The 23,454-nt window shown below is 68.6% G+C and carries 26 protein-coding genes and 1 tRNA gene; 16 read left to right on the forward strand and 11 right to left on the reverse strand.

Annotated features, from left to right (window positions below; translation table 11 throughout):
- Nucleotides 1-8: 8 nt before the first annotated feature.
- The 5 genes from ACZYRS_RS19665 to ACZYRS_RS19685 are packed head-to-tail and all read right to left on the reverse strand — an operon-like array spanning nt 9 to nt 5,457.
- A complete protein-coding gene (locus ACZYRS_RS19665) occupies nt 9-815 on the reverse strand; it encodes a CoxG family protein (RefSeq protein ID WP_463420594.1) in 807 nt (268 codons plus the stop codon).
- A complete protein-coding gene (locus ACZYRS_RS19670) occupies nt 805-1,281 on the reverse strand; it encodes a (2Fe-2S)-binding protein (RefSeq protein ID WP_198784213.1) in 477 nt (158 codons plus the stop codon). Before ACZYRS_RS19670 ends, ACZYRS_RS19665 begins: the two co-directional genes overlap by 11 nt.
- A complete protein-coding gene (locus ACZYRS_RS19675; protein WP_463420595.1) occupies nt 1,278-2,159 on the reverse strand; it encodes an FAD binding domain-containing protein in 882 nt (293 codons plus the stop codon). The genes ACZYRS_RS19670 and ACZYRS_RS19675 overlap by 4 nt, the downstream gene beginning before the upstream one ends.
- Nucleotides 2,152-4,458, reverse strand: coding sequence for a xanthine dehydrogenase family protein molybdopterin-binding subunit (locus tag ACZYRS_RS19680; protein ID WP_463420596.1), 2,307 nt, complete (start codon nt 4,456-4,458; stop codon nt 2,152-2,154). Before ACZYRS_RS19680 ends, ACZYRS_RS19675 begins: the two co-directional genes overlap by 8 nt.
- A gap of 6 nt (nt 4,459-4,464) precedes the next feature.
- Nucleotides 4,465-5,457, reverse strand: a complete 993-nt coding sequence (locus tag ACZYRS_RS19685; protein ID WP_463420597.1) for a Bug family tripartite tricarboxylate transporter substrate binding protein — start codon at nt 5,455-5,457, stop codon at nt 4,465-4,467.
- Nucleotides 5,458-5,713: 256 nt separating this feature from the next.
- Between ACZYRS_RS19685 and ACZYRS_RS19690 the strand changes: the two genes are divergently transcribed.
- Nucleotides 5,714-6,265 (forward strand): MarR family winged helix-turn-helix transcriptional regulator, encoded by a 552-nt coding sequence (locus ACZYRS_RS19690; RefSeq protein WP_463420598.1) that lies wholly within the window; start codon nt 5,714-5,716, stop codon nt 6,263-6,265.
- Between the two features lie 263 nt (nt 6,266-6,528).
- Nucleotides 6,529-7,869, forward strand: coding sequence for a purine-cytosine permease family protein (locus ACZYRS_RS19695; RefSeq protein WP_463420599.1), 1,341 nt, complete (start codon nt 6,529-6,531; stop codon nt 7,867-7,869).
- Here ACZYRS_RS19695 and thiD read toward each other — a convergent pair.
- Complete coding sequence (thiD, locus tag ACZYRS_RS19700) at nt 7,814-8,692, reverse strand: bifunctional hydroxymethylpyrimidine kinase/phosphomethylpyrimidine kinase (protein WP_463420600.1); 879 nt, start codon at nt 8,690-8,692, stop codon at nt 7,814-7,816. The two genes, ACZYRS_RS19695 and thiD, sit on opposite strands and share 56 nt — an antisense overlap.
- Before the next feature lie 44 nt (nt 8,693-8,736).
- Here thiD and ACZYRS_RS19705 point away from each other — a divergent pair, with 44 nt between their 5' ends.
- The 12 genes from ACZYRS_RS19705 (at nt 8,737) to ACZYRS_RS19760 (ending at nt 17,591) form a co-directional block, all read left to right on the forward strand.
- Nucleotides 8,737-9,837, forward strand: coding sequence for an FAD-dependent oxidoreductase (locus ACZYRS_RS19705; RefSeq protein ID WP_463420601.1), 1,101 nt, complete (start codon nt 8,737-8,739; stop codon nt 9,835-9,837).
- Nucleotides 9,834-10,037 carry a sulfur carrier protein ThiS gene (gene thiS, locus ACZYRS_RS19710; RefSeq protein ID WP_198784221.1) on the forward strand — a complete coding sequence of 68 codons (204 nt, stop codon included), beginning with the start codon at nt 9,834-9,836 and terminating at the stop codon, nt 10,035-10,037. Before ACZYRS_RS19705 ends, thiS begins: the two co-directional genes overlap by 4 nt.
- Nucleotides 10,038-10,062: 25 nt before the next feature.
- Nucleotides 10,063-10,884 carry a thiazole synthase gene (locus ACZYRS_RS19715; protein ID WP_198784222.1) on the forward strand — a complete coding sequence of 274 codons (822 nt, stop codon included), beginning with the start codon at nt 10,063-10,065 and terminating at the stop codon, nt 10,882-10,884.
- A gap of 23 nt (nt 10,885-10,907) precedes the next feature.
- Nucleotides 10,908-11,861 (forward strand): thiamine phosphate synthase, encoded by a 954-nt coding sequence (gene thiE, locus ACZYRS_RS19720; protein ID WP_463420602.1) that lies wholly within the window; start codon nt 10,908-10,910, stop codon nt 11,859-11,861.
- Between the two features lie 8 nt (nt 11,862-11,869).
- Complete coding sequence (locus ACZYRS_RS19725; protein ID WP_463420603.1) at nt 11,870-14,032, forward strand: TonB-dependent siderophore receptor; 2,163 nt, start codon at nt 11,870-11,872, stop codon at nt 14,030-14,032.
- Between the two features lie 83 nt (nt 14,033-14,115).
- Nucleotides 14,116-14,191 (forward strand) — tRNA-Asn (locus ACZYRS_RS19730).
- Between the two features lie 162 nt (nt 14,192-14,353).
- A complete protein-coding gene (locus ACZYRS_RS19735; RefSeq protein ID WP_463420604.1) occupies nt 14,354-14,641 on the forward strand; it encodes a hypothetical protein in 288 nt (95 codons plus the stop codon).
- A gap of 65 nt (nt 14,642-14,706) precedes the next feature.
- Nucleotides 14,707-14,961, forward strand: coding sequence for a hypothetical protein (locus ACZYRS_RS19740; RefSeq protein ID WP_198784232.1), 255 nt, complete (start codon nt 14,707-14,709; stop codon nt 14,959-14,961).
- Between the two features lie 117 nt (nt 14,962-15,078).
- Nucleotides 15,079-15,738 (forward strand): hypothetical protein, encoded by a 660-nt coding sequence (locus ACZYRS_RS19745; RefSeq protein ID WP_463420605.1) that lies wholly within the window; start codon nt 15,079-15,081, stop codon nt 15,736-15,738.
- Nucleotides 15,739-15,951: 213 nt separating this feature from the next.
- The gene (locus ACZYRS_RS19750; protein ID WP_463420606.1) at nt 15,952-16,530 is read left to right on the forward strand and encodes a M23 family metallopeptidase; all 579 of its coding nucleotides are present in this window, start codon (nt 15,952-15,954) and stop codon (nt 16,528-16,530) included.
- A gap of 87 nt (nt 16,531-16,617) precedes the next feature.
- Entirely contained in the window at nt 16,618-16,932 is a 315-nt protein-coding gene (locus ACZYRS_RS19755) for a polysaccharide deacetylase (RefSeq protein ID WP_463420607.1), read from the forward strand.
- A 257-nt stretch (nt 16,933-17,189) separates the two neighbouring features.
- Nucleotides 17,190-17,591, forward strand: a complete 402-nt coding sequence (locus ACZYRS_RS19760; protein ID WP_463420608.1) for a GreA/GreB family elongation factor — start codon at nt 17,190-17,192, stop codon at nt 17,589-17,591.
- A gap of 27 nt (nt 17,592-17,618) precedes the next feature.
- Here ACZYRS_RS19760 and ACZYRS_RS19765 read toward each other — a convergent pair whose 3' ends face one another.
- Nucleotides 17,619-17,837 (reverse strand): hypothetical protein, encoded by a 219-nt coding sequence (locus ACZYRS_RS19765; protein WP_463420609.1) that lies wholly within the window; start codon nt 17,835-17,837, stop codon nt 17,619-17,621.
- Between the two features lie 317 nt (nt 17,838-18,154).
- On the opposite strand from ACZYRS_RS19765, the gene ACZYRS_RS19770 reads away from it, so the two are divergent.
- Both ACZYRS_RS19770 and ACZYRS_RS19775 read left to right on the forward strand, forming a co-directional pair.
- Entirely contained in the window at nt 18,155-19,042 is an 888-nt protein-coding gene (locus ACZYRS_RS19770; RefSeq protein WP_463420610.1) for a CsgG/HfaB family protein, read from the forward strand.
- 95 nt (nt 19,043-19,137) lie between these two features.
- The gene (locus ACZYRS_RS19775; protein WP_463420611.1) at nt 19,138-20,208 is read left to right on the forward strand and encodes an MBL fold metallo-hydrolase; all 1,071 of its coding nucleotides are present in this window, start codon (nt 19,138-19,140) and stop codon (nt 20,206-20,208) included.
- A gap of 4 nt (nt 20,209-20,212) precedes the next feature.
- On the opposite strand, the gene ACZYRS_RS19780 is transcribed toward ACZYRS_RS19775, so the two are convergent.
- Genes ACZYRS_RS19780 through ACZYRS_RS19795 form a run of 4 tightly spaced genes read right to left on the reverse strand, consistent with a single transcriptional unit; the run spans nt 20,213 to nt 23,434 of the window.
- The gene (locus tag ACZYRS_RS19780; RefSeq protein ID WP_463420612.1) at nt 20,213-21,001 is read right to left on the reverse strand and encodes an SDR family oxidoreductase; all 789 of its coding nucleotides are present in this window, start codon (nt 20,999-21,001) and stop codon (nt 20,213-20,215) included.
- Nucleotides 20,998-21,591, reverse strand: coding sequence for a cysteine hydrolase family protein (locus ACZYRS_RS19785; RefSeq protein ID WP_463420613.1), 594 nt, complete (start codon nt 21,589-21,591; stop codon nt 20,998-21,000). The genes ACZYRS_RS19780 and ACZYRS_RS19785 overlap by 4 nt, the downstream gene beginning before the upstream one ends.
- On the reverse strand, nt 21,588-22,085 hold the full coding sequence (locus ACZYRS_RS19790; RefSeq protein WP_463420614.1) for an aromatic-ring-hydroxylating dioxygenase subunit beta: 498 nt from the start codon (nt 22,083-22,085) through the stop codon (nt 21,588-21,590). The genes ACZYRS_RS19785 and ACZYRS_RS19790 overlap by 4 nt, the downstream gene beginning before the upstream one ends.
- Entirely contained in the window at nt 22,082-23,434 is a 1,353-nt protein-coding gene (locus tag ACZYRS_RS19795; RefSeq protein WP_463420615.1) for an aromatic ring-hydroxylating dioxygenase subunit alpha, read from the reverse strand. Before ACZYRS_RS19795 ends, ACZYRS_RS19790 begins: the two co-directional genes overlap by 4 nt.
- Nucleotides 23,435-23,454: the final 20 nt, after the last annotated feature.

Consider the following 23,454-nt stretch of genomic DNA (forward strand, 5'->3'; position numbering starts at 1 on the left):
TGCATGCCTCACTCCTGGCGCAAGAGGTAGTCGCGCAGCCACTGGCTGCAATGGCTCGCGCCCTCGACCGGCCAGAGCACCTTGACCACCGTGTCGCCGCGATGAATCTCGATGCAGATGTCCGTCGATTCGCGCTTGTGCGAACGGCCGAACCAGCGCGACCACCACGTGTCGGCCGGCGCCGCAGCTTCGTGCTGCACGACGACCGGTGGTGCGGGCCGCGGCGCGTCGATCGAAGTGTCGATCGGCCGGGCCACAGGCGGGCGAGCAACCGGCGGCGAGGCAGGCATCGCCACCGGCGCCTTCGCTGCCGCCGGCGGCTTCGCAGGCGCTTGCGTCACCTTGACGCCGCTGGCCGCCGCGTCGCTCGTGCCCGTGATCCGCGCCACGAGCTTTTCGGTGAACTCGTCCCACATGCGGTCGGCCTTGGTCTTCATCGCGCTCAGCCCGAAGGTGCCCAGGCGGCCCAGCACATCCACCTTCACAAGGATGCGCAGTTCGGTCTGGCCGTCGGGCTGCTCGGCCAGGAAGATCTCGCTGGTCTGCTTGAGCGAACTGGCCACCGACGTGTCTTCACCCGTGCCTTCGGTTCGCAGGTAGTGCGGCGCGCGCTGCTCGACGATGGTGGTCCTGAGCTTGAACTTCGCGCTGATGAACGAGACCTTCACCTTGATCTCGGCGATGTACTCGACGTCGCTGATGACCTGGATGGACTGCATGCCGGGCACGCAGCCGCCCATCACCTGGGGATCGAGCAGGAGTTCCCACACGCGGCTCGCGGGGGCGGGAACGACAACGGTTTTTTCAATTTCCACGCATCTTCTCCGCGGCAACAAGAATGGATTCGACGATCTGGGTGTAGCCGGTGCAGCGGCAGAGGTTGCCGTTGAGCCCGTGGCGCACCTGGTCTTCGGAGGGCGACGGGTTCTGCGCCAGCATGGCGCAGGAGGTCATGAGGAAGCCGGGCGTGCAGTAGCCGCATTGCAGGCCGCCGCAAGCCATGAAGCTTTCCTGCAGGGGATGCAGCGCCTCGCCCGCCGAGAGGCCCTCGACCGTCGTGATGCTGCGGCCGTCCACCTGCACCGCGAGCATCAGGCAGGACTTGACGACCTCGCCGTCCAGATGGACCGAGCACGCGCCGCAGATGCCGGTTTCGCAGCCGCGCTTGGTGCCGGTCAGGTGCAGGTCGTCGCGCAGGAAATCGCTCAGGAGGCGCGGGGACGGCACCTGCACCGCGTGGACTTCACCGTTCACGGTGATTTGGATGTCATGTTGGCTCACGGCCTGGCTCCTTCTTCGTTGTCCAGCCCGAACACTTCGAGCAGGGTTCGCCGGGCGACCACGCGCACCATGTCGCGCCGGTACTCGGCCGCGCCGCGCAGGTCGGACACGGGCTCGATGTCGGCGGCCACGATGTCGGCGGCCTCGGCGATGCGCTCGGCCGTCGCCTCGCCCTCCGCGAGAAAGGCTTCCGCCCTTCTCAGCCGCAGCGGGATCGGCGTCGAGGCGCCGACCGCGATGCGAATGTCCTCCCATGCCGCGCCGCTGCGGCGCGCCGATGCGGCCACGCTCGCAAGGGGCCGGTGCTCGGCCGCGGTGCGCAGGAACCGCGAGTACACGCCCGCGGTGCCAGGCTGGGGCGGCGCGATCCGGATCTCCGACAGGATCTCGTCCGGCGCCAGCGCGGTCGTGTAGTAGTCGACGAGAAACGCCTCGATGCCCATCACCCGGTCGCCCTGCGTGCCGGTAACGACCACTTCGGCGTCCAGTGCCATGAGACAGCCCGGCGGATCGGTCGCGGGATCGGCGTAGCAGAGATTGCCGCCGATGGTTCCCTGGTTGCGCACCTGCGGGTTGGCCACGCGCGATGCCATGCTCGCGAGCATCGGGTAGTGCGCCTGCACGAGCGGCGAGCGCGCGACCTCGGCGTGCAGCGTGAGCGCGCCGATGCGCAGGCCCTGGGTCTCGTCGTACGCAATGCCCTTCAGGCTGGGCAGCGTGCCCAGCGAGACGAGGTGCGTGGGCGTCAGCATGCGCTGGCGCATCGCCAGCATCAGCGCGGTGCCGCCCGCGATGACGCGGCATTCGTCGCCCAGATCGGCCAGCATGTGGGTCGCCTCGGACACCGACACGGGCTGCAGGAAATCGAAATCACGCACCGGCGGCCTCCTTCTTCTCGCGCAGGGCGGCGAGTATTTTTTCGGGCGTGATCGGCAGGTCGACGATGCGCACGCCGATGGCGTCGTACACCGCGTTCGCGATCGCGGGCGCGCCCGGAAGAATCGCCGTCTCGCTCGCGCCCTTGGCGCCGTAGGGACCGTTCGGGTCGTTCGATTCGACGAAGCCGCCGCGCAGCATGGGCACGGCATCGGCCGTGGGCATCGTGTAGTCGGCGAAGTTGCCGTTCGCGATGCGGCCCGCCTCCAGGTGCAGTTGCTCGTACAGCGCCCAGCCGAAGGCCTGCACCGTCGCGCCGTTGGTCTGGCCGTGGATGGCCATGGGGTTGAGCGCCTTGCCGCAGTCGTCCGACACGAAGCTCTCGACGACGGTGACCTGCCCCGTCTCCGTGTCGACCTCCACCTCGACCGCCTGCGCCGCGAACGAATAGGCTGGCGCGATGTTGCCGTGGACCTTGTCGTCGTGCATCGTGGTCTTCGCGTCCCACGTCGCGCTCACCTGGATGGCCTCGCCGCCATGGCGCCACACATGCTGCCGCGCGAGATCGCCGATGGTGAGCCGGCGGTCGGCCGCCTCGCGCACGTGGACGGCGCCGTCGGCCATGTCGAGTCGCTCGACCGGCGCCTCCAGCAGCTCGGCGGCCAGCGCGAAGAGCTTCGCCTTCGCCTTGCGGGCCGCCTCGATGGCGGCGTTGCCCGCGACGATGGTCACGCGCGATGCGAGCGAGCCGATGGCGAACGGCGCGACGTCGGTGTCGGGCGCCATCACGTGCACGTGCGAGAGCGGAATGGCCAGCTCGTGCGCGACGATCTGGCTGAGCATGGTCATCGCGCCCTGCCCCATGTCGCATTCGCCGCTGTGGACGACGACGCGGCCGTCTTCGTTGATCTTCACGACCACGGTCGAGCCGTCCCAGTTGCCGATGGTGCGGTTGCCGCTCACGTGCATGGCCGCGGCCATGCCCACGCCGCGGCGCTTGGCGCTGCCCGGCGCGGGGCCCTTCCTCGGCTCGCCCCAGCGCAGCGCGCGCGTCGCTTGGTCGATGCATTCGACCAGGCCGGTGCTCGCGACCTGCCAGCCGTGCACCGACACCTCGCCCGCGCCGATGGCGTTCTTCTTATGGACCTCGGCCGGGTCGAGCCCGAGCTGCCCGGCCATGGTGTGGATGTGGCTGTTCAGCGCGAACAGCATCTGCGTGCCGCCGAAGCCGCGGAAGGCGCCGTGCGGCGGCGTGTGGGTGTAGACCATGGTGGCGTGGGAGCGCACGTTCTTCAGGCGGTGCATGTTGTCGCTGCGCATGGCGCTCACGTGCATCACCTCGGAAGCCAGGCCCGCGTAGGCGCCGCAGTCCGCGACGATGCGCACGTCCTTCGCGACGATGAGGCCCTCGCGCGTCATGCCCAGCTTGAGCGTGATGCGCTCGGGCAGGCTCGTCGGGCACGCGAGAAAGTCTTCGAGCCGGTTGTTGACCAGCCGCACCGGCTTGCCGGTCTTCACCGCGAGCAGGCCGGCGACCAGCTGGTTCGCGTCCTCCACGATCTTTCCGCCGAAGCCGCCGCCGGTCGTCGCCTGGATCACGCGGACGGTGGATACGGGCCGCTCCAGTGCCGCGGCCAGGCGCGCGCGGGCGAGGAAAGCGGATTGCGTGGAGGTCCACACGACCAGGCGCCCTTCCGCGTCGAGCATGGCGACCGAGCCCATCGGCTCCAGATACCCCGGGTATTGCGCATGGGTCGTGTAGGTGGCTTCGTGAATCAGGTGAGCCTCCGCGAAACCTTCGTCGACGCTGCCGCGCTCGAAGCGGATCTCGTGCGCGATGTTGTCCTTGCGGCCGTCGTGAATGTTCGGAGCCTCCTCGTCGAGCGCCTCCTCGGGCAGCAGCACGGCGGGGAGTTCTTCGTATTCGATGCGGATCAGGTCGAGCGCGTCCCGTGCGATCTCCTCGGAGGTCGCGGCCACGGCGGCGACCTCTTCGCCGCAGAAGCGCACCACGCCCTCCGCAAGAATGCGCCGCTCCTTGTGGCTCACGCCCCAGAGCGCGCGCGGGGCGTCGGCGCCGGTCAGCACCGCCTTGACGCCGGGCAGCGCCAGTGCCTCGGCGGTGTCCACCGAGACGATGCGCGCATGCGGGTAGGGGCTGCGCAGGACCTTGCCGTGCAGCATGCCCGCGACCTTGATGTCGCCCGCGTACTGCGCCTTGCCGAGCACTTTGGCGCGCGCCGTGACCTGCGGCGTGTCGCGCCCCAGGGTCGATTGCGTCGTCGTGGTCATGGGGATCATGGGGGCTCAGTCCGCCTGGATGTTCAGGTCCCTGATGACCTTGGCCAGGCGCTCGTAGTCGGAGGCATTGACCCTGGCCATCGCGGCGGGCGGCCCGCCGACCGGCGCCGCGCCGAAGGTGCCCATCTTGGCGATCACGTCGGGCATCTTGAGAATCTCGTTGAGGTTGGCGTTCAGCAGGTTCACCACCGCGGCCGGCGTGTTGCGCGGCGCGAAGAAGCCGTTCCATGCGCCCGAGTCGATGTCCTTGTAGCCCAGCTCGGCGAGCGTGGGCACGTTCGGCAGCAGCGGGGAGCGCTTCGCGTCCGAGATGGCGAGTGCGACCAGCTTGCCCGTGGCGATGTACTGGGCCACCGGGCCGAGCGTCACGTAGGCGAGCGGGATGTGGCCCGCGACGACGTCGGTGACCGATGGCGCCACGCCGCGGTAGGGCACGTGCTGCACCTGGATGCCGGCCGACCGGTTGAGCCACTCGCCCGCGATGTGCATCGGCGAGCCGGCGCCCGGCGTGCCGTACGACAGCGGCTTGCCCGCCTTCGATTGCGCCACCAGGTCCGCCACGCTCCTGATGCCGGAGGCCGGGTTCGCGACCAGCAGCACCGCCTGGTTGGCCGAATGGATCACGGGCGTGAAGCCGTTGACCACGTCGTACGAAGCCGCGGGCGCGAGCTTCATGACCAGCGGCGCGGTGGTGAACGGGTTGGGCGTGAACAGCAGCGTGTAGCCGTCCGGCGCCGCGCGGCCCACGTAGGTGTTGCCGACCGTGCCGCCCGCGCCGGGCCGGTTGTCCACGATGACGGACTGGCGCAGGCGCGCCTGCAGCTTCTCGGCGAAGAGGCGCGCCATGGCGTCGGTGTCGCCGCCGGCCGGGTACGAGACGACGATGGTGATGGGCTTGGTCGGGTAGGCCGGCGCCGGGGCCTGGGCGTGCACCGCACTCCCCCAGAGTCCTCCCGCAAGAACACCCAGGGCAAGGAACAATTGACGGCTGACTTTCATCTTGGAGCTTTCATAGGGAGCGCGCGCCGGAACCATCAAGGCGGAACGGCACAACACCCGAGCCAACATCTGGACTACACTGACGTTTCATATATGGAACATCGAACCGTATTTGAAACGTTGACGCATCGTAAAATGAAGCTGTTGATCAATCAACCAAGTGAAACTTCGAATTGACATTAGAATTTTTTCTTCTAGGTAAGTAATAAATAAGTGTGATCGCGGGCGAAGGCCCGCCTCATCGACGAGACAACCCATGCAAGACGACGCCCTGACCGAGCGCTCCGCCCTCCCACCCGCAGTGCCCACCGACCCGTGGTCCGGGCTCGACGAATCGGGCGACAACCTCACCGTCGACAACTTCATCACCACCGTGATGAGCCAGACCGTGAACGCGCTGCGCCGCGTGACGACGCTGCCCTACGCCAGACGCTTCGGGCTCACGGTGTCGGAGTGGCGCATCCTGTCGCTGATGGCGCATGCGCGCTCGTTGCCGTTCGCGGAGCTGGTCGTGCAATCGACCTCCGACAAGGCGCTCGTGAGCCGCACGCTGCGCCTGCTCGAGCAGCGCGGCCTGGTGGCGCTGGAGGCCGAAGGCCCCGCGCCGAGGAAACGGCTCATCTGCAACATCACGCCCGCCGGCGAGGCGCTGCATGCGCAGGTCATCCCGGTCGCGCGCAAGGCGCAGGCATCGATGATCCAGCTCATGACGCCGGAGGAGCGCCGCGTGATGTACGTCGCCCTCAAGCGCATTCATCGCCAGTGCCTGGAAGTCGACGCCTCCGCCGGCGAGGACGAAGAAAGCTAGGGCAATCCCGGCCGCCTGCGGGCTTGGAAGCCGCCGCGGCAGGCTCGTACAATGACCGCCGCTTCGCGCTCAGGCGCGCAGCACACGCTAGGGGTGTCGAACCGGAATCCGTTCCGGGGCTGACTGAGAGAGTCCCTTTGAACCTGACTGAGGTAATCCTCGCGCAGGGAAGCTGGTCCGGCGGCCTGTCACGTTGTCTCGCGTGGCGGCAGCGCTGCCGGAGCCTCGCCCACCTGCCAAACCTTTTGCACTGGAGCAAACGGATGGCACATGACGACGACAACAACAATTCAATTTCCTCCGGCAACGAGGCGCTGACGCCCCTGCCCGCGTCCCGCCGCGTGTTCGGCTGGACCGACCACGCCTCGCTCTGGTTCAGCCTGGGCGTCGGGCTGCTGGTGATGCAGATCGGCGCGTACCTCGTGCCGGCCGTGGGCACGCGCGATGCGGCACTGGCGATCGCGCTCGGCTCGGTAATCGGCGCGGGCCTGCTCGCGTGGACCGCGCGCCTGGGCTGCGAAACCGGCCTCGCGAGCGCGGGCCTCATGCACGCGACCTACGGCAGCGCCTTCGCGCGGCTGCCGGTGCTGCTCAACATCGTGCAGCTGGTGGGCTGGACCACCTTCGAGCTCGTGATCATGCGAGAGGGCACGCAGGCGATCGGCCAGGTCGCCTTCGGCGCATCGCTCGGTGGCTTCTGGGGCGGCGTGCTGACCACGCTCGTCTGGGGCGCGGTGCTGCTGGCGCTGCTCGCGGGCTCGATGGTCAAGCTGGTGCGGCGCTTCGTGAGCCGCTTCGGCCTGCCGCTGGTGGTGATTTCGCTGCTCTGGCTGACCTGGCAGTTCGCAACGCGGCTGCACGCCAAGGGCCTGGACGCCTTCTGGGCGCGCCCCGGCGACGGCAGCATGGGCATGTTCGGCGCGCTCGATCTGGTGATCGCGATGCCGGTGTCGTGGCTGCCGCTGGTGGCCGATTACGCACGCCACGGCAAGCGCAGCGCGGGCGGTCTCGGCAGCGCCTTCAGCGGCACCTGGATCGGCTACGCGCTCGCCAACGTCTGGTGCTACGCGCTCGGCGTGATGGTGGTGAGCGTGGCCGAACCGGGCACGGGCCTGGTCACCGCGCTGCTGCTGGCGCAGGGCGGGCTGGTGGCGCTGGGGCTCATCCTCATCGACGAGCTGGACAACGCGTACGGCGATGTCTATTCGGGCTCGGTCTCCACGCACAGCCTCTTGCCGCGCTGGAGCGTCAAGCGCTGGGGCCTCGTGCTGGCCGCGCTGTGCATCGCGCTCGCGCTGGTGCTGCCGATGCACACGCTCGAACCATTCCTGCTGCTGTTGAGCTCGGTGTTCGTGCCGCTCTACGGCGTGATCCTCGGGCGGCTCGGCGGCGGTCAGACGGCAGTGCAGACCGGCACACGCCAGATCGACTGGGCCGCGGCGCTGATCTGGATCGCGGGCATCGCCGCGTACCACGCGCTCGCCAAATGGGCGCCGCAGTTCGGCTCCGCGCTGCCGACGCTGGCCGCGACTTTCGTGCTGGCGTGGATCAGCCGGCCTTCGCCTGCAACCGGTGCGTCGGCACTGGCGCAAAACCGTGGTTGAGCGGACCGTGGCCCGCGCCGATCTTCACGTCCGCACCGGCCGCCATCGCGCCGAGGATGTAGGCGCGTGCGCGCTCGACGGCTTCTGGCAACTTCAGTCCCAGTGCCAGATGCGCGGCGATGGCGGACGACAGCGTGCAGCCCGTGCCATGCAGGTTGCGGCTCGCGATGCGCTGCGAAGCCAGGCGCTTGCGCGTGCCATCCGCCTGCAGCAGCACGTCGACCACTTCGTTGCCCGGCAGGTGGCCGCCCTTGAGCAGCACGGCCTTCGCGCCGAGCGCCAGCAGTTCGTCGGCCGCGCCGTCGAGCGCGTCGATGCCCTCGATGGCATGGCCGATCAGCAAGGCGGCTTCATCGAGATTGGGCGTGACCACCACGGCGCGCGGGAACAGCTCGCGCACGAGCACCTGCACAGTCTCGGAGGCGATCAGGCGATCGCCGCTAGTGGCGACCATCACCGGGTCGAGCACCACGTTCGGCAGCTTGTAGTGGTCGATGGCCCAGGCCACGACCTCGACCACCTCGGGCGCATGCAGCATGCCGAGCTTGACCGCGTCGACGCCGATGTCCTCCACCACCGCCTGGATCTGTGCCTTCAGAAAAGCGGGCGGCACGCCGTGGATGCCCGAGACGCCGAGCGTGTTCTGCGCCGTGAGCGCGGTGATGGCCGTCATGCCGTAGCAGCCGAGCGCCGCGAAGGTCTTGAGGTCGGCCTGGATGCCGGCACCGCCGCCGCTGTCGGAGCCTGCGATGGAGAGCACGCGTGCGTAGCGCAGGGGCTGATGCAGGGACGCTTGCGGCGCGGGGGAAGGTGCTTGGGTCATGCCGAAAATTATCGGCGACCCACGCGAGCTGCTGGAGCGTCGGCATGAGCGTGCCATTTCAAACAGCGGCCGTCATCGGCGCGGGACTCATGGGCCGCCTGATGGCGGTCACGCTCGCACAGGCCGGCTGCAAGGTCGCGCTGTACGAAGCCGGCAGCCCCGAAGCCGAAGGCTCGGCGGCCCGCGTCGCGGCGGCGATGCTCGCGCCGCTGGCCGAATCGGCGGTGGCGCCCGTGTCGGTCGTGCGCATGGGGCACTACGCGTTGTCGCGCTGGCCCGAACTGCTCGCGCCGCTGGCGCAGCCCGTGTTCTTCCAGCGCGAAGGCACGCTGGTGCTGTGGCACCGGCAGGACGCCACCGAGGCCGCGCGGCTCGAACGCGTGCTCGCCCACACCGGCACGCAGGTGCCTGAACTGACGCCGATGCAGACGCTCGACGGCGCAGGCATCGCCGCGCTGGAGCCATCGCTCGGCCAGCGCTTCGCCAAGGGGCTGTTCCTTCCGGGCGAAGGCCAGCTCGACAACCGCGCGCTGCTCGCTTCGCTGCTCGCGACGCTGCAGGCCTGCGCGAACGTCACGCTGCACTGGCAATCGCCGCACGTGCCGGAGGACTTCACGCCCGGCACATCCGGCCAGCCCGACTGGGTGATCGATTGCCGCGGCCTCGGCGCCCGTCCGCAATGGAACGCGCTGCGCGGCGTGCGCGGCGAGGTGATCCGCGTGCATGCGCCCGAGGTCGCGCTCAAGCGGCCGACGCGGCTGGTGCATCCGCGCTATCCGCTCTACATCGCGCCCAAGCCCGGCCACCTGTTCGTGATCGGCGCGACCGAGATCGAGTCGGACGACATGTCGCCCGCGAGCGTGCGCTCCACGCTCGAGCTGCTGAGCGCGGCCTACGCGGTGCACAGCGGTTTCGCCGAAGCGCGCATCGTGGAGATCGCCACCCAGTGCCGCCCCACGCTGCCCGACAACCTGCCCGCCATCCGCCAGCCGCAGCCGCGCGTGCTGCAGATCAACGGCCTCTACCGGCACGGTTTCATGATCGCGCCGGCGCTGCTCGACGCGGCGATGGAACTGCTCACGCACGGGCACTCCGCACTCGCGCAGGGCTTTGGCATGGGCACCTGCGCATCCGAGAACGCATGACGATGAACATCCTGATCAACGACAAGCCCTACACGCTGCCCGACGGCGCCGCGCTCACCGACGCGCTGGCCGCGCTCGAGGCCGTGCCGCCCTTCGCGGTCGCGGTGAACCGCGAATTCGTGCCGCGCTCGGCCTATGCCGCGCGCACGCTGCAGCCCGACGACCGCATCGAAGTGATCCGCCCCGTGACGGGCGGCTGAAAAAAAGAGATTGGAGACCACACCCATGACCACCCCGAACGACCCGCTGGTTCTCTACGGAGAAACCTTCCAGAGCCGCCTGCTGCTGGGCACCGCGCGCTATCCCTCGCCCGACCTGCTCGAAGCGGCCGTGAAGCGCGCCAAGCCCGCGATGCTCACCGCGTCGCTGCGCCGCCAGACCGCGAACCAGGGCCCCCAAGGCTCGGCCGGCAACGACACGAGCAACGGTTTCTGGGCGCTGCTGCGCCAGCTCGCCGTGCCCGTGCTGCCCAACACGGCCGGCTGCCACAGCGTGCAGGAGGTGATCGCCACCGCGCAGATGGCGCGCGAGCTGTTCGACACGCCATGGATCAAGCTGGAGCTCATCGGCGACGACTACACGCTGCAGCCGGACACGCTGAACCTCGTCGATGCCGCCTCGCAACTGATCCGCGACGGCTTCAAGGTGCTGCCCTATTGCACCGAGGACCTCGTGGTGTGCCAGCGGCTGGTCGACGTGGGCTGCCAGGCCGTGATGCCGTGGGCCGCGCCCATCGGCAGCGGGCGCGGGCCGGTCAATCCGTATGCGCTGCAGGTGCTGCGCGAGCGGCTCAAGGTGCCGATGCTGGTCGATGCGGGCCTGGGCCTTCCGTCGCACGCCTGCCAGGTGATGGAGTGGGGCTACGACGGCGTGCTGCTCAACACCGCGGTCGCGCTCGCGCAGGAGCCGGTCGCGATGGCCGGCGCCTTTGCCGATGCGGTGCAGGCCGGCCGCACCGCGTACCGCGCCGGCGCGATGGCCGCGCAAGACTCCGCGCAGCCCAGCACGCCGGTGCTCGGCACGCCTTTCTGGCACCACACCGCATGAACCCCACGAGCCCCATGAGCCCCATGAGCCCAATGACCGACGCCCGTTCCATCGCCCACGCCATCGTCGCGGCGCACGGGTTGCGCTTTGGCGCCATCACCGCATCGACCGTGGGCGCCACCAATTTCTCTTCGGATGAAGCGGTTTATCGCGGCGCCAAACAGGCCTGCACGGCGCTCGGCTTCATCGAGATCGATGCCGAGTGCCTCGCGCTCGCCTGGCACGCGCAGACCGAGCGCATCGGCCATTTCGACGCCGACCGATGGCCCGACGCGCCCGCCGATTTCGGCATGCGTTCGTTCCCGCCCGCCTCGCGCGACGACGCCTTCCTGCCCTGCCCCGAACGGCTCGGCCTCTACGCCGTGCTGCCCGATGCGGCCTGGGTCGGCCGCATGGCGCGCGCCGGCGTGCCGACGGTGCAGCTGCGCTTCAAGTCCGACGATGCGGCGGCCATCGAGCGCGAAGTGCAGGCGGCCGTCGAGGCCGTGCAGGGCACGGGCGCCCTGCTCTTCGTCAACGACCACTGGCAGGTCGCCATCGCCGCGGGCGCCTACGGCATCCACCTCGGCCAGGAAGACCTCGACGCCTTGTCGCCCGATGAACTGCAGCAGCTGCGCGCCTCGGGCCTGCGGCTGGGCGTCAGCACGCACGGCTATGCCGAGATGGTGCGCGCCGATGCGGTGAGCCCGAGCTACATCGCGATGGGCGCGGTCTACCCGACCACCCTCAAGAGGATGGCGACCGCGCCGCAGGGCGTGGCACGGCTCGCCGCCTATGCGCGCCTCCTGCGCAGCTATCCGCAAGTGGGCATCGGCGGCATCGACGCGGTGCGGCTGCCCGAGGTGCTCGCCACCGGCGTGGGCTCCGTCGCGGTGGTGCGCGCGCTGGTGACGGCCACCGACCCCGAGGCCACGGCCGCGCAATGGATGGCGGCCATGAGCGCCGCGACCGCCGCGAACGGTATGACCGGCAACTGAATACATCGATGACTCCACAACGCTTTCCCTCTTTCCCGGTGCTGAAGCCCTCGCCCGTTTCGCATGCCATCGCCATCGTGCTTCTTGCCGCCGCCTGCAGCGCACACGCTCAGCAGGCCGCGCTGCCCGCGGTCGTCGTCAACCAGGGCCCGGCCGCGCCGCAGGCCGACGTCAGCGGCTTCGGCGATGTGCCGCTGCGCGAACTGCCGCTCTCGGCCACGGTGATCGACAGCAAGCAGCTGAGCGCCAGCGGCGCGCGCCGGCTCGCCGACCTCACGCAGTTCGATTCGTCGGTCACCGACGCCTACAACTCCGCCGGCTACTGGGACTACCTCACGGTGCGCGGCTTCGTGCTGGACAACCGATTCAACTACCGGCGCGAGGGCCTGCCGATCAGCGCCGAGACCTCGATCCCGCTCGACAACAAGGAGCGCGTGGAGATCCTGCGCGGCACCAGCGGCATCCAGGCCGGCACGAGTGCGCCGGGCGGGCTCGTCAACTACGTCGTGAAGCGCCCCACCGAGCAGGACCTGCGCACGGTGCGCATCGAGACCACCAGCCGCGGCAGCGTGCTCGGCGCGCTCGACCTGGGCGGGCGCTTCGGCGAAGACCGCCAGTTCGGCTACCGGCTCAACGTGGCGAGCGAAAACCTCAAGCCGCTCACGCACAACCTGGACGGCAACCGCAACATGTTCTCGCTGGCGGCCGACTGGCGCATCACGCGCGACTCGGTGCTGGAGTTCGAGATCGAGCAAAGCCGCAAGACCCAGCCGAGCCAGAACGGCTACAGCCTCCTGGGGAGCGTGCTGCCCGCGCCGGTCGATCCGCGCATCAACCTGAACAACCAGCCGTGGTCGCAGCCCTCGGTGTTCAAGGCGCTGACCGGCACGGTGCGCTTCAGCCAGGCGCTGAACGCCGACTGGCGCTGGAGCGCGCAGATCGGCCAGCAGCGCCTGAAGAGCGACGACCGCCTGGCCTACGCCTTCGGCTGCGGCGCCGAGGGCAACTACGACCGCTACTGCTCGGACGGCACCTTCGACGTCTACGACTTTCGCAGCGAGAACGAGCGCCGCACGCAGACCGCGGGCAGCATCAACTTGAAGGGCAACGTGATGACCGGCAGCGTGCGCCACGAGTTGGGCTTCGGCCTCCTGCAAAGCCGCGTGCGCAACCGCTTCGAGAACCAGGCCTACAACTATGCGGGCACCGGCAACATCTGGGCCACGGCCATGGTGCCGCCGAGCCCCGACGCCACCACGCCGCAGACCAATCGCGACGAGCGCTCGACCGAGCTCTCGGTGCAGGACGCGATCCGCTGGAACGACCGCTTCACCACCTGGCTCGGCGCGCGCCACACGCGCATGGACCGCAGCAGCATCGGCAACGACGGCTCGAACCCGACGGGCTACAAACAGGGCGTGACCACGCCGTGGATCGCTGCGAGCTACGCCATCCAGCCGGGCCTCCTCGCGTATGCGAGCTGGGGCAAGGGCGTCGAATCGCAGGTCGTGCCGAACCGGAGCGACCAGTACAGCAACGCCGGCCAGGCACTGCCCGCGCTGAAGTCGCGCCAGTGGGAACTGGGCATCAAGGGCGGCAACGACGCGTTCAACTGGCAGCTCGCGTGGTTCGACATCCAGCGTCCGATGACCAACCTCGATGCGTGCAACCGCCTGGGCATCGCGCCGTGCGAAGCGAAGTACGACGGCCGCGCCGTGCACCGTGGCCTGGAAGCCGGCGCGCAGTGGACCGAAGGCCCCTGGCGCATCGGCGGCAGCATGACGCTGATGGACGCCAAGCGCCGCGGCAGCACCGTCGAGCCCGCGAGCAACGGACAGTGGCCGACCAACGTGCCCAAGCAGGTGCTGCGCGCGCAGGCGGCGTACCGCGTGCCGTCAGTGCCGGGCCTGGAAGTGGCGGGACAGCTCTCGCACGAAGGCCGGCGCAACGTGCTCGCCGACGGTTCGATCACGCTGCCCTCGTGGACGCGCGTCGACGCGGTGCTGCGCTACGACACGAAACTGCGCGGCGTGAACACGAGCTGGACGCTGGCCATCGACAACCTGTTCGATCGCCGCTACTGGAAGGAATCGCCCTACCAGTTCGGGCATGTCTATCTGTTCCCCGGCGCGCCGCGCACGCTGCGTCTGGGCCTGAGCGTCGCGCTGTGAAAACACGCGAGCGAAAGTTTTTTGTGCAAAAGTTCGGGAGGCCTGAGAAGGCCAAAAAAACCACGCTATAATTTGAGGCTTGTTCCTCGATAGCTCAGTTGGTAGAGCGCCGGACTGTTAATCCGTAGGTCCCTGGTTCGAGCCCAGGTCGAGGAGCCACAATAAGCCGCAAGGCAACTGAAAAGCCCGCTACAAAACGTAGCGGGCTTTTTTCATTGTGGGCGCTTATCGCCGCCTCGCACACGCTCATGTGCAGGTACGTGCCGCATCGAGCTTGCGCATTCACACGCCGTTCAGGTCCGCGCTGCACATTCCGGCGCCATGACCCTCAAGAACGTGAAGCGCGCCGCCGTCACCGGCATGCTTCAAGTGACTCCGAAAGGCCCCGGCCCCGAGAACCAGTTCATCCAGTTGCGCCCGACATTGCACGGACGCGAAACGGATGTGTTGAAGGCAGTCGCCACGCTGCCCCCGGAAATCCGCACGCCCCAGGCGACGGCGACCGAACTCGTCCGCAGGGGGATCGGCATTCCTTATTCGACGCTTTGCTCGATCCTTCGGCGGCTGGAGCAAAAGGGCGCGTTGCGCCTGGGGCGCGTCAAGTCTTGAGCCCTTCGTTCCGGCTGCAAGGCAGCCGCTAGACTCGCCCTTCGTCCATCGAATCGAGGTCTTGAATGAAAAGCACGAGTCAATACGAATTCAGCCTGCCCCTTTGCAACGAAGAGCAGCAGCGCCAGGTGCAGAAGGCGCTCATGTTTCCCGGCGCGATCACCACCGCCACCGTCAATCGCACCATCGGCGCAGCCGGCGTGATCGTGCAGGCCAGTTTCACGCCGGCCCAGTCCCTCGGGCTCATGCATGCGGAGATCATTTCGCGCATCGCACCGCTGGGCCTCGTGCCGATGCGGGTCCCCTCCGTTGCGGCCTGATCGGGAAGCCAGACGCACCCTTCGCGGTTCCTGAATGCCTCGCTGCCCGAACGGCAGCGGGGCATCTTTCATTGGGGAGCCCTTGCCGAATAAACTCGGTGTGCAACGAAAGCTCACATGCCCGCCATCTCCCGCATCCAGAAAGAACAGGCCCTGCGCGCCGCCGGCATCGCGCTCAGGCCGTACCCGACGCTGGCGACTGTCGCACCTGCAGGAGACCAGCGCGCAGCCGACCTCGCGCTGCTCGACGCAGGCACGGCCTGGGAGCGCGAACTCGAACGGCTGTACCTGCAACTGCTCATGACCCAGGCCCAGGCCGCCTCGGGTGACGCGGGCGAGGTGTTCGTGGAACTGTCCCGGCGCGAAGGCCTGGCGGCCGGGCTGGAACAACTGAACCAGCGCGTGCCGCACCGGTACACCGCGGTGTACCGGCTCGAGGGCGAACTGCTGCGCAACATCGAGCTCGTGGACAAGGCCCACGAAGTCCGGCCCGAATTCCTGGCCGAGGTCCCTTTGGGCACCAGCTTCTGCCAGTACGTGCTGCGGGATGGCATGTTCCTCACCAGCAACTCGGCGCAGGACGACCGGCTGAACGGCCATCCCTACCAGGGCGTGATGGTCGCCTACCACGGCGTTCCGATCATGGACAGCACCGGCGCGCTGTTCGGGTCGCTCTGTCACTTCGATGTGCAGGAGCAGCCGCTGAGCGACCTCGAATTCGAACACCTCAAGGCGATCGCGCAGGTCATCCGGCCGCTGCTGGACGACGCGCCGTAGGCCGATCGAGGAAGAACTCCTAGCCGCGCTTTCCGAATCGCGACCCGCGGCACCACTTCGCATCGGCAATCGAGGCACAACCGCACGCCCCGCAGACCGTGCGTCACCGGATGGTCGACGGATTCCCCTACAGTCCTGACCATGCATTTCAAGCCGCAAGTTGTCCCCGGATTTCCCGCCCCCTCGCCATCCCGATCGCTCATCCCTCCTCGGATGGCATTGGCTCTCGCTTCGGGCGCACTGAGCGTCCTGCTCATCGGTTGCGCCACCAAGCCGGCCCCGGCCCCCGCGCCGAAGAAAGCGGCAAGCGCCAAGCCGGCGCCCTCGGCCCGCAACGACGCCCGTCCCGCGCCCGAACGCCGCGCTCGGAGCAGTGAACCCGCAGCGTCGGCACCGGTCACCCCGTCCGCGCCCGTGGCCAAGGCGGAGCGCAATTTCCTTCGCCCGTCGAACGGCACCGTCATCCAGCGATTCGACGGCCGCAACAGCAAGGGCGTCGACTTCGCGGGATCGGAGGGCGACCCCGTCATTGCCGCGCGCGACGGCAAGGTCGTCTATGCGGCCGTGGGCCCGCGCGGCTACGGCCAGCTCGTGATGATCAAGCACGACGCGACCTTTGTGACTGCCTACGCGCACAACAGCAAGCTGCTGGTCAAGGAGGGGCAGTCCGTCAAGAAGGGCCAGGTGATCGCCCACATGGGCCGCACCGAAGCCGATCGCGTCAAGCTGCACTTCGAGCTGCGCCGCAACGGCAATGCGGTCGATCCCAATGCGTATTTCTCGGCTGACTAGCGCCTGATTTTCCGCGGCTTGCCGGCCGCTTCATCGTTCCGTGCAAATCAGTTGAATCCAGCGCGACGCCTCGTGCGTAGCTCCTGCATGGCAACAACGAACACCGAACTGAAGATGCCTCCGCGGCTGGGTTTCGAGGATATTTGCGCGCAATTCAATGTGCCGGCAAAAAAGGGCGCACGCGTCGTCTACCAGGGCCTGCCGGGAACGGTCACCACGGCCCGCGGCCTCATGGTGCGCGTGCGGCTCGACGGCATGACGTGGTCGCGCCCCTACATGCCCGACGAGCTCGAGTGGATCGACGAGGCTGGCGAGGTCGACGAGGCCGACGAGGCATCGAAGGCGAAAGACGACGACGCGCGCAACGACGACCGGTGCACGTCTTATCGGCAAGACGCGTGAGGCCTTTGCTTGACGGGCGTCCTCGCCTCCCTACACTCGAGCGGATGGTCCCCTCGCCCGCGTTCCGCCCACACCCTGCATGCGCAGCCCTGCCTTCGGCAGCCGGCGCGCGTCGCACGGATGTCGTTGCGGCGATCTCGGCGGTGTCCCGACGCACCTGCGCACTTTCCTGAGCCCGGTGGTCCGCTACTTTCCTTGATGCGCAAACCATAGACCGCCGGGCACCGCTCCCGCGCGTTCATTGGAGTGCTTCATTCATGCTTGCAACGATTCACGGAGAGCGCACGCTCACCGAACTGGACTTCGTCCGCCTTCAGAAACTGACGGGCAGTCACCCTCCCCCGGCGCTCGCCGATCTCCTGGACATGGCCGACGTTCTGCCGTCGCGCGAGGTGCCCGCGGACATCGTCACGATGTACGCGCAGGTCGAAATCGAAGACCTGCCCACGCGCGAGCGGCAGAAGCTGGTCGTCTGCTACCCGGACGATGCGGCGCCGAACGAAGGGTTCATCTCGGTGCTGTCACCTGTGGGCATCGGGCTGCTGGGCCTGAAGGCCGGCGCGACGGCGCGCTGGCGCACGCCGGGCGGCGAAGAGAGCGCCGCGCGCGTGCTCACGGTGCTCTTCCAGCCCGAGGCCAGCGGCGACTACACGACCTGACGGACCTGAGAGGTCTAACGGTCGAGGTCAGTGCTGGACGACGGGGGTGCGGCCCTTCGCGCTGTCGATGGTGGCGCTGACGGAGCTGGTGTTGATCGCCAAGGCCACCAAGATGGAACCAACGAAAGCTGGATCGGCGGGGCTGTTGAAATTCGACGCGCCGGCGATGGCCAGGGCCTGCGCGACTTGTTGACGGGTCAGTTCCGCTGCTGCTTCGCCAACGACATTCTTCTTGGTGGTTGCCATCTGAAAACTCCTCGTGTTGAAGGCCCGACTGTAACTGCGCCGCATCGGGCGCCGGGCCATCTCCCTGCGCCTTCCGGGGAGCCTTGCGGCCGCCTGCCCGCGAGTGCTCGCCGGGTCATAATCCCGCCCGCTTCGCCGCGCGCGGGACCATGACTTTCGGCACTGGCCTGCCGATGCGCCAGGTCGTATCGTCGCGCGGTCGCTGGCGGCGCGACGAATCGGGGAGGTCATACAGGCCATGCGGTCCCACTTCGGTACCCGATGAGTGGCGCTTCCCGGCGGGGGCGCTTCTTCATTCCTTACCTGTTGATCCGGACATGGCTTCTTCCAAACTTTCTTTCGCAAGCGCCAGCGTGCTTGCCGGCGCGCTGGTTCTCTCCGGCTGCGCAACCACCGACATGCAGATGGGCAGCCAGTCGGCCAAGACCGTGGCCACCGGCAGCGCCGCCGGCTCGGCGACCGCCGGCGAAAGCAGCGCGCTCGAGCGCTGCGATTCGCCGCTGGGTACCGTCTCCCTCATCGAGAACGTCAACGCCGGCTGGTACACCGTGCTCACCGGCGAATACAAGCTGCCGCCCACGGCCAACCTGCTGCGCCTCCTGGTGCAGCAATCGAACTGCTTCGTGGTGGTCGAGCGCGGCGCGGCCGGCATGAACGCCATGACGCGCGAGCGTGCGCTCATGCAGTCGGGCGAAATGCGCGGCGGCAGCAACTTCGGCCGCGGCCAGATGGTCGCGTCCGACTACGGCCTGTCGCCCGAAATCGTGTTCAGCAACAACGACGCCGGCGGTCTGGGTGGTGCGCTGGGCGGCCTCGTGGGCGGCGGCCGTGGCCGCGCCATCGCGAGCATCGGCGCAAGCCTGCAGACCAAGGAAGCCAGCGCGCTCCTGACCCTCATCGACAACCGCTCGGGCGTGCAGGTCGCAGCCGCCGAAGGCAGCGCCTCCAAGACCGATTTCGCGGGCTTCGCGGGCCTGGGCGGCCACTCGGGCGCGGGCGGCATCGGCGGCTACACGCGCACGCCGCAGGGCAAGGTGATTGCGGCGGCCTTCATGGACGCCTTCAATCAGATGGTCCGTTCGCTGCGCAACTACAAGGCGCAGACCGTGCGCGGCCAAGGGCTCGGCGGTGGCGGCCGACTGGGCGTGGATGGCGGCGCCGCGCCGTCGCAGACCTCGGCACCGGCCGCCCGTCGGCGCAAGTAGCCCCAAGTAGGCGAGCAAGTCCATCGCCTTTGCAGCCCGGACCCCGGCCTGAATTTCGCCCGGGTTCACAATTCACCCCTCTGGAGGTGAACACGATGGACGGTTTGGAAGAGACGGCGGAAGCGGCAAAAGGCAAGCTCGTCTACCCCTTTGCGGAGCTCCCGCCACGCGGCAAGTCGATCGAGGTCGCCGCGGGCGTGCACTGGATCCGCATGCCGCTGCCCTACTCGCTGGACCACATCAACCTGTGGGCGCTGGACGACGGCGCCGGCTGGGCCGTGGTGGACACGGGCGTGCGCACCGAGGAAACGGCGGCCGTCTGGCGCGAGCTCTTCGCCAATTCGCCCGACACGCGCGGCCTTACCCGCGTCTTCGTCACGCACATGCACCCCGACCACGTCGGCATGGCCGGCTGGCTCACGCGCAAGTTCGGCGTGCGGTTGTGGATGACACGCTCCGAATACCTCATGTGCCGCGTGATGGTGTCCGACACCGGCCGCGAGGCGCCCGACGACGCCATCGCCTTCTACCGCCGCGCCGGCTGGAGCGATGCGGCCATCGAGACTTACCGCACGCGGTTCGGCAACTTCGGCAAGCACATCCATCCGCTGCCCGACAGCTTCCGGCGGCTTCGCGACGGCGAGGTGCTGCGCATCGGCGCGCACGACTGGCGCATCGTCACGGGCAACGGCCATTCGCCCGAGCACGCGTGCCTGTACTGCCCCGACCTCAAGGTGCTGATCTCGGGCGACCAGATCCTGCCGCGCATCTCGTCCAACGTCTCGGTCTCGCCGATCGAGCCCGACGCCGACCCGATGGCCGACTGGCTCGCGTCGCTCGCCAAGCTCCGGCGCGAAGTGCCCGACGACGTGCTCGTGCTGCCCTCGCACAACGAATGTTTCCGCGGCCTGCATGCGCGCATCGACCGGCTCCGGCAGGGGCAGGAGCGTGCGCTCGACCGGTTGCGCAACACCTTGAAAACACCGAAGCGCGCGGTCGATGTGTTCGCGAGCCTGTTCGCGCGCAGCATCGCCGAGTCCGACGTGCAGCTGCTGGGCATGGCAACGGGCGAGAGCCTCGCGTGCCTGAACTACCTGCTGCACCGCGGCGAGGTCGCGTGCGACATCGCCGAGGACGGCATCGGCTGGTACCGGCTCGTCGGCTGATGCGCTAGGCGGCGAACCAGTCGCGCGCCGAGCGCCCCTGGTCAGGCCCCAGCATCGAGAAGCCGCCATCCACCGGAATGTCCGCGCCCGTCACGAAGCGTGCGGCGTCCGAGCACAGGAACAGCACCACCTGCGCCACGTCGTCGCCGTCACCCGCGCGGCCCAGCGGATGCAGCGGCGCCGCCATGCGGTCCGCGTGCGCGCGGTCGCCGCCCGCCATGCGCGAAAGCGCATCCGACCAGGTCCACCCGGGCGACACCGAGTTCACCCGCACGCGCCGCTGCGCGAGGCTCGCGGCCTGGTTGCGCGTGAGCTGCAGGATGGCCGCCTTGGCCGCCGGATAGAGCGCCCGCCCCGCCGTGCCGAACTTGCCGCCGACGCTCCCCATGTTCACCACCGCCCCGCCCTGCGCCGCCAGCGCATCGGCGGTCTTGTGCACCAGCAGCGCGCCGGAAACCAGGTTGACGTCGAGCGCCTGCAGCCATTCGCCGCGCGAAGACGCCATGCCGTTGTCGCCGTACACCACCGCGTTGTTGATGAGGAAGTCGATGCGACCCTCGCTCGCCAGCGCATCGGCCACCAGCGCATCGAGCGCCGCGTCCGAGGCGATGTCGCAGACGACGAAGCGGCAGCGCGGCCCCAGCTCGGCCGCCAGCGCCTCGCCGCGCGCGGCATCGATGTCCACCGCCAGCACCTGCGCGCCGGCCTGCACGAACGCGCGGACGATGGCCGCGCCGAGCATCGCGGCCGCGCCGGTGACGATGGCGACTTTTCCTTCGAAATTCCAGTTCATGGCAGGGCCTTCATCTGTGCAACCGCTTCGTCGACGAACACCACGTCCGCGAGCATCGCCAATGTTTCCAGGCTCGCCGCGTGCAGATGCGCCTGCGCAGTGTTGCAGGCATCGGCGACGACCGCCACCTCGTAGCCCAGGTCGCTCGCGTGGCGCGCGCCGTGCTCGACCACGTGATTGGTCGCAATGCCCGCCACGTAGAGCCGCGATGCGCCGGTGCGGCGCACCGCGTCTTCGAGCCCACTGGCCCAGAACGGGTTGTTGCGCTTGTGGGTGACGATGGCCTCGCCCGGCAGCGGCGCGAGCGCTTCGTAGAACTCCGCGCCCCATTCGCCGTCGAGCACCGCGCCGGTTTCGGCCACGCGCCGGAACAGCGCGCAGTTGCCGAGGCAATCGGTGTATCCCGGCGCGAAGGCGATGCGCACGAAGATCACCGGCACGCCGTTCGCCCGCGCACCGGCGATCAGGCGCGCGGCCGAGGCGATGAGCCGCGGGCGCGCCGGATCGTCGGCCGCCACGCCCACGCGCACCTTGCCATCGGCGTGCAGCACGTCGTTCTGGTAGTGCATGGCCAGCAGCGCGGCCTTCACATGAACACCTGCAGGGCTTCGTGCGGCGCGTCGCAATTGACGAGCTCGACGCGCTTCATGTGGATGCGGAATTCATCGCCCTCGCGCCGCAGCGTGTGCAGCACGCTGCCGCCGAAGGTGCGCTGCTCGGTCTTGCGCCATTCGAGGAGGAGGAAGGTCGAGCGCACCACGCAGCTTTCTCCACCTCGCTGCTCGTCGCGCGACTCGAGCCCGATGTTGCCCACCACATGCACCGTGCGCGTGGGCGGCTGCTGCGAATAGGCGCGCGCCTGCTCGAGCCGGCGCGCCCGCATCGAGCGCAGCAGCGCGTCTTCGCAAAAGAGCGAGGCGTGGTTGATGTGGTCCGTCTGCCCGTGCACCAGCGGCACCCAGTAGAGCCCGTCGGGCGTGAAGAGCCGCTGCCATTCGTCCCAGCGGTGCTCGTCCAGCAGGCGCGCCTCGTGGTGCAGGAACTGTGTGATCGCCTGCTGCTCGTGCCAGTCGTTGAAGTTCATTCGGCGCTCCCGGTCTGCGCGCCCATGTAGGAGGCCCACGCCGCGAACATGTTGCGGGACGGCATCTCGCTGTTGCCGTTGGAGGCGCGCCCGCCCGGCAGCGGCTGGTCGCGCCCGGCCGCGCGGTGCATGCTGACCCAGTCGCCGCCGTCGGAGGCCAGCCCCTCCTGCACGCGGTTGTAGGCCTCCAGGTCGTCGGGCATCACGTTCGACGAGGGCGAGTTGACGATGTTGGTGTACTTCAAGGTGCGCTGGAAGGTCGCCTCCGGCGCGCCCTTCAGCCGGAAGCTGAAGATCTCCACCAGCGTGCGATCGACCGACAGCGGCCGGATCACGCGGATCTGCTGGAACGAGGTGTGCGGCGAACAGCTCGGGTAGACGATGGTGTTGTGGCGGTTCACCCGCAGGATTTCGTCGGCGCGCTGCGCACCCTGGCTGGCTTCGAGCGCGGCCACATAGGCCAGGCTCACCGGGTCGGTGGGCGGCACGAAGATGCCCTCCATGAAGCCGTGGCCGTGGTCGTAGCCCTTGAGCTCCAGGTTTTCCCAGAACTCCAGCGGCTCGCCGTTGCCGTCGACGATCACCACCTCGAAGGGCTTGGGCGTGCCCGAGGGCATGGCCTCGAATTCTTCCTTGGCCGCGCGCCACGACGACTCGTGCGTGGCCACCGCGTGGATCGTGTCGTGCAGGTTCTCGAAGAAGATCTTCCAGTTGTTGCGCTGGATCACGCGCTGCACGCCGCCGGCCACTTCCACCTCACCGTCGGGGGCGCGGTCGCAGAAGTTGTCGAGCGACGTCGCCACGCCGCCGAGGAAGTCGGCCAGCTCGGGCCCCTCTTCCGACAGGCTCGCGAACACGAAGCCGCGGTGGCTCGCCACGCGCGCCACCTTGCGCACCGAATGCGAGCCGCTCTTGAGGTCGAGCGCGGTGTCCTCGTAGCCGCTGCGCAGCGGCACCGACAAGAGGCTGCCGTCGCACTTGAAGGTCCAGCCGTGGTACAGGCACCGCAAGAACTTGCCGGCGCTGCCGCTGCCGTCGGGAACGATCTTGGCGCCCTTGTGCGGGCAGCGGTTGTACAGCACGTTCACCGCGCCGTCGGTGTGGCGCACCATCACCACGGACTCGCGGCCCAGGCGCGTGGTGAAGTAGTCGCCGACGTTGGGCACCTGGCTCTCGTGGCCCACGTACAGCCAGGCCTGGCCGAAGACGCGGTCCATCTCCAGCTCGAAGATGGCGGGGTCGGTATAGACGCGCTTGTGCACGCGGTCGGGCTGCACGAGCGACTGGATGTCGATGGGAGCCTTGGCGGCCATGGGGATGATGGGGATGATGGGGATCACGGAATTCATCGTGTCGGTCTCCTGAAACT

The sequence above is a fragment of the Variovorax sp. AC194 genome, from assembly GCF_979257995.1.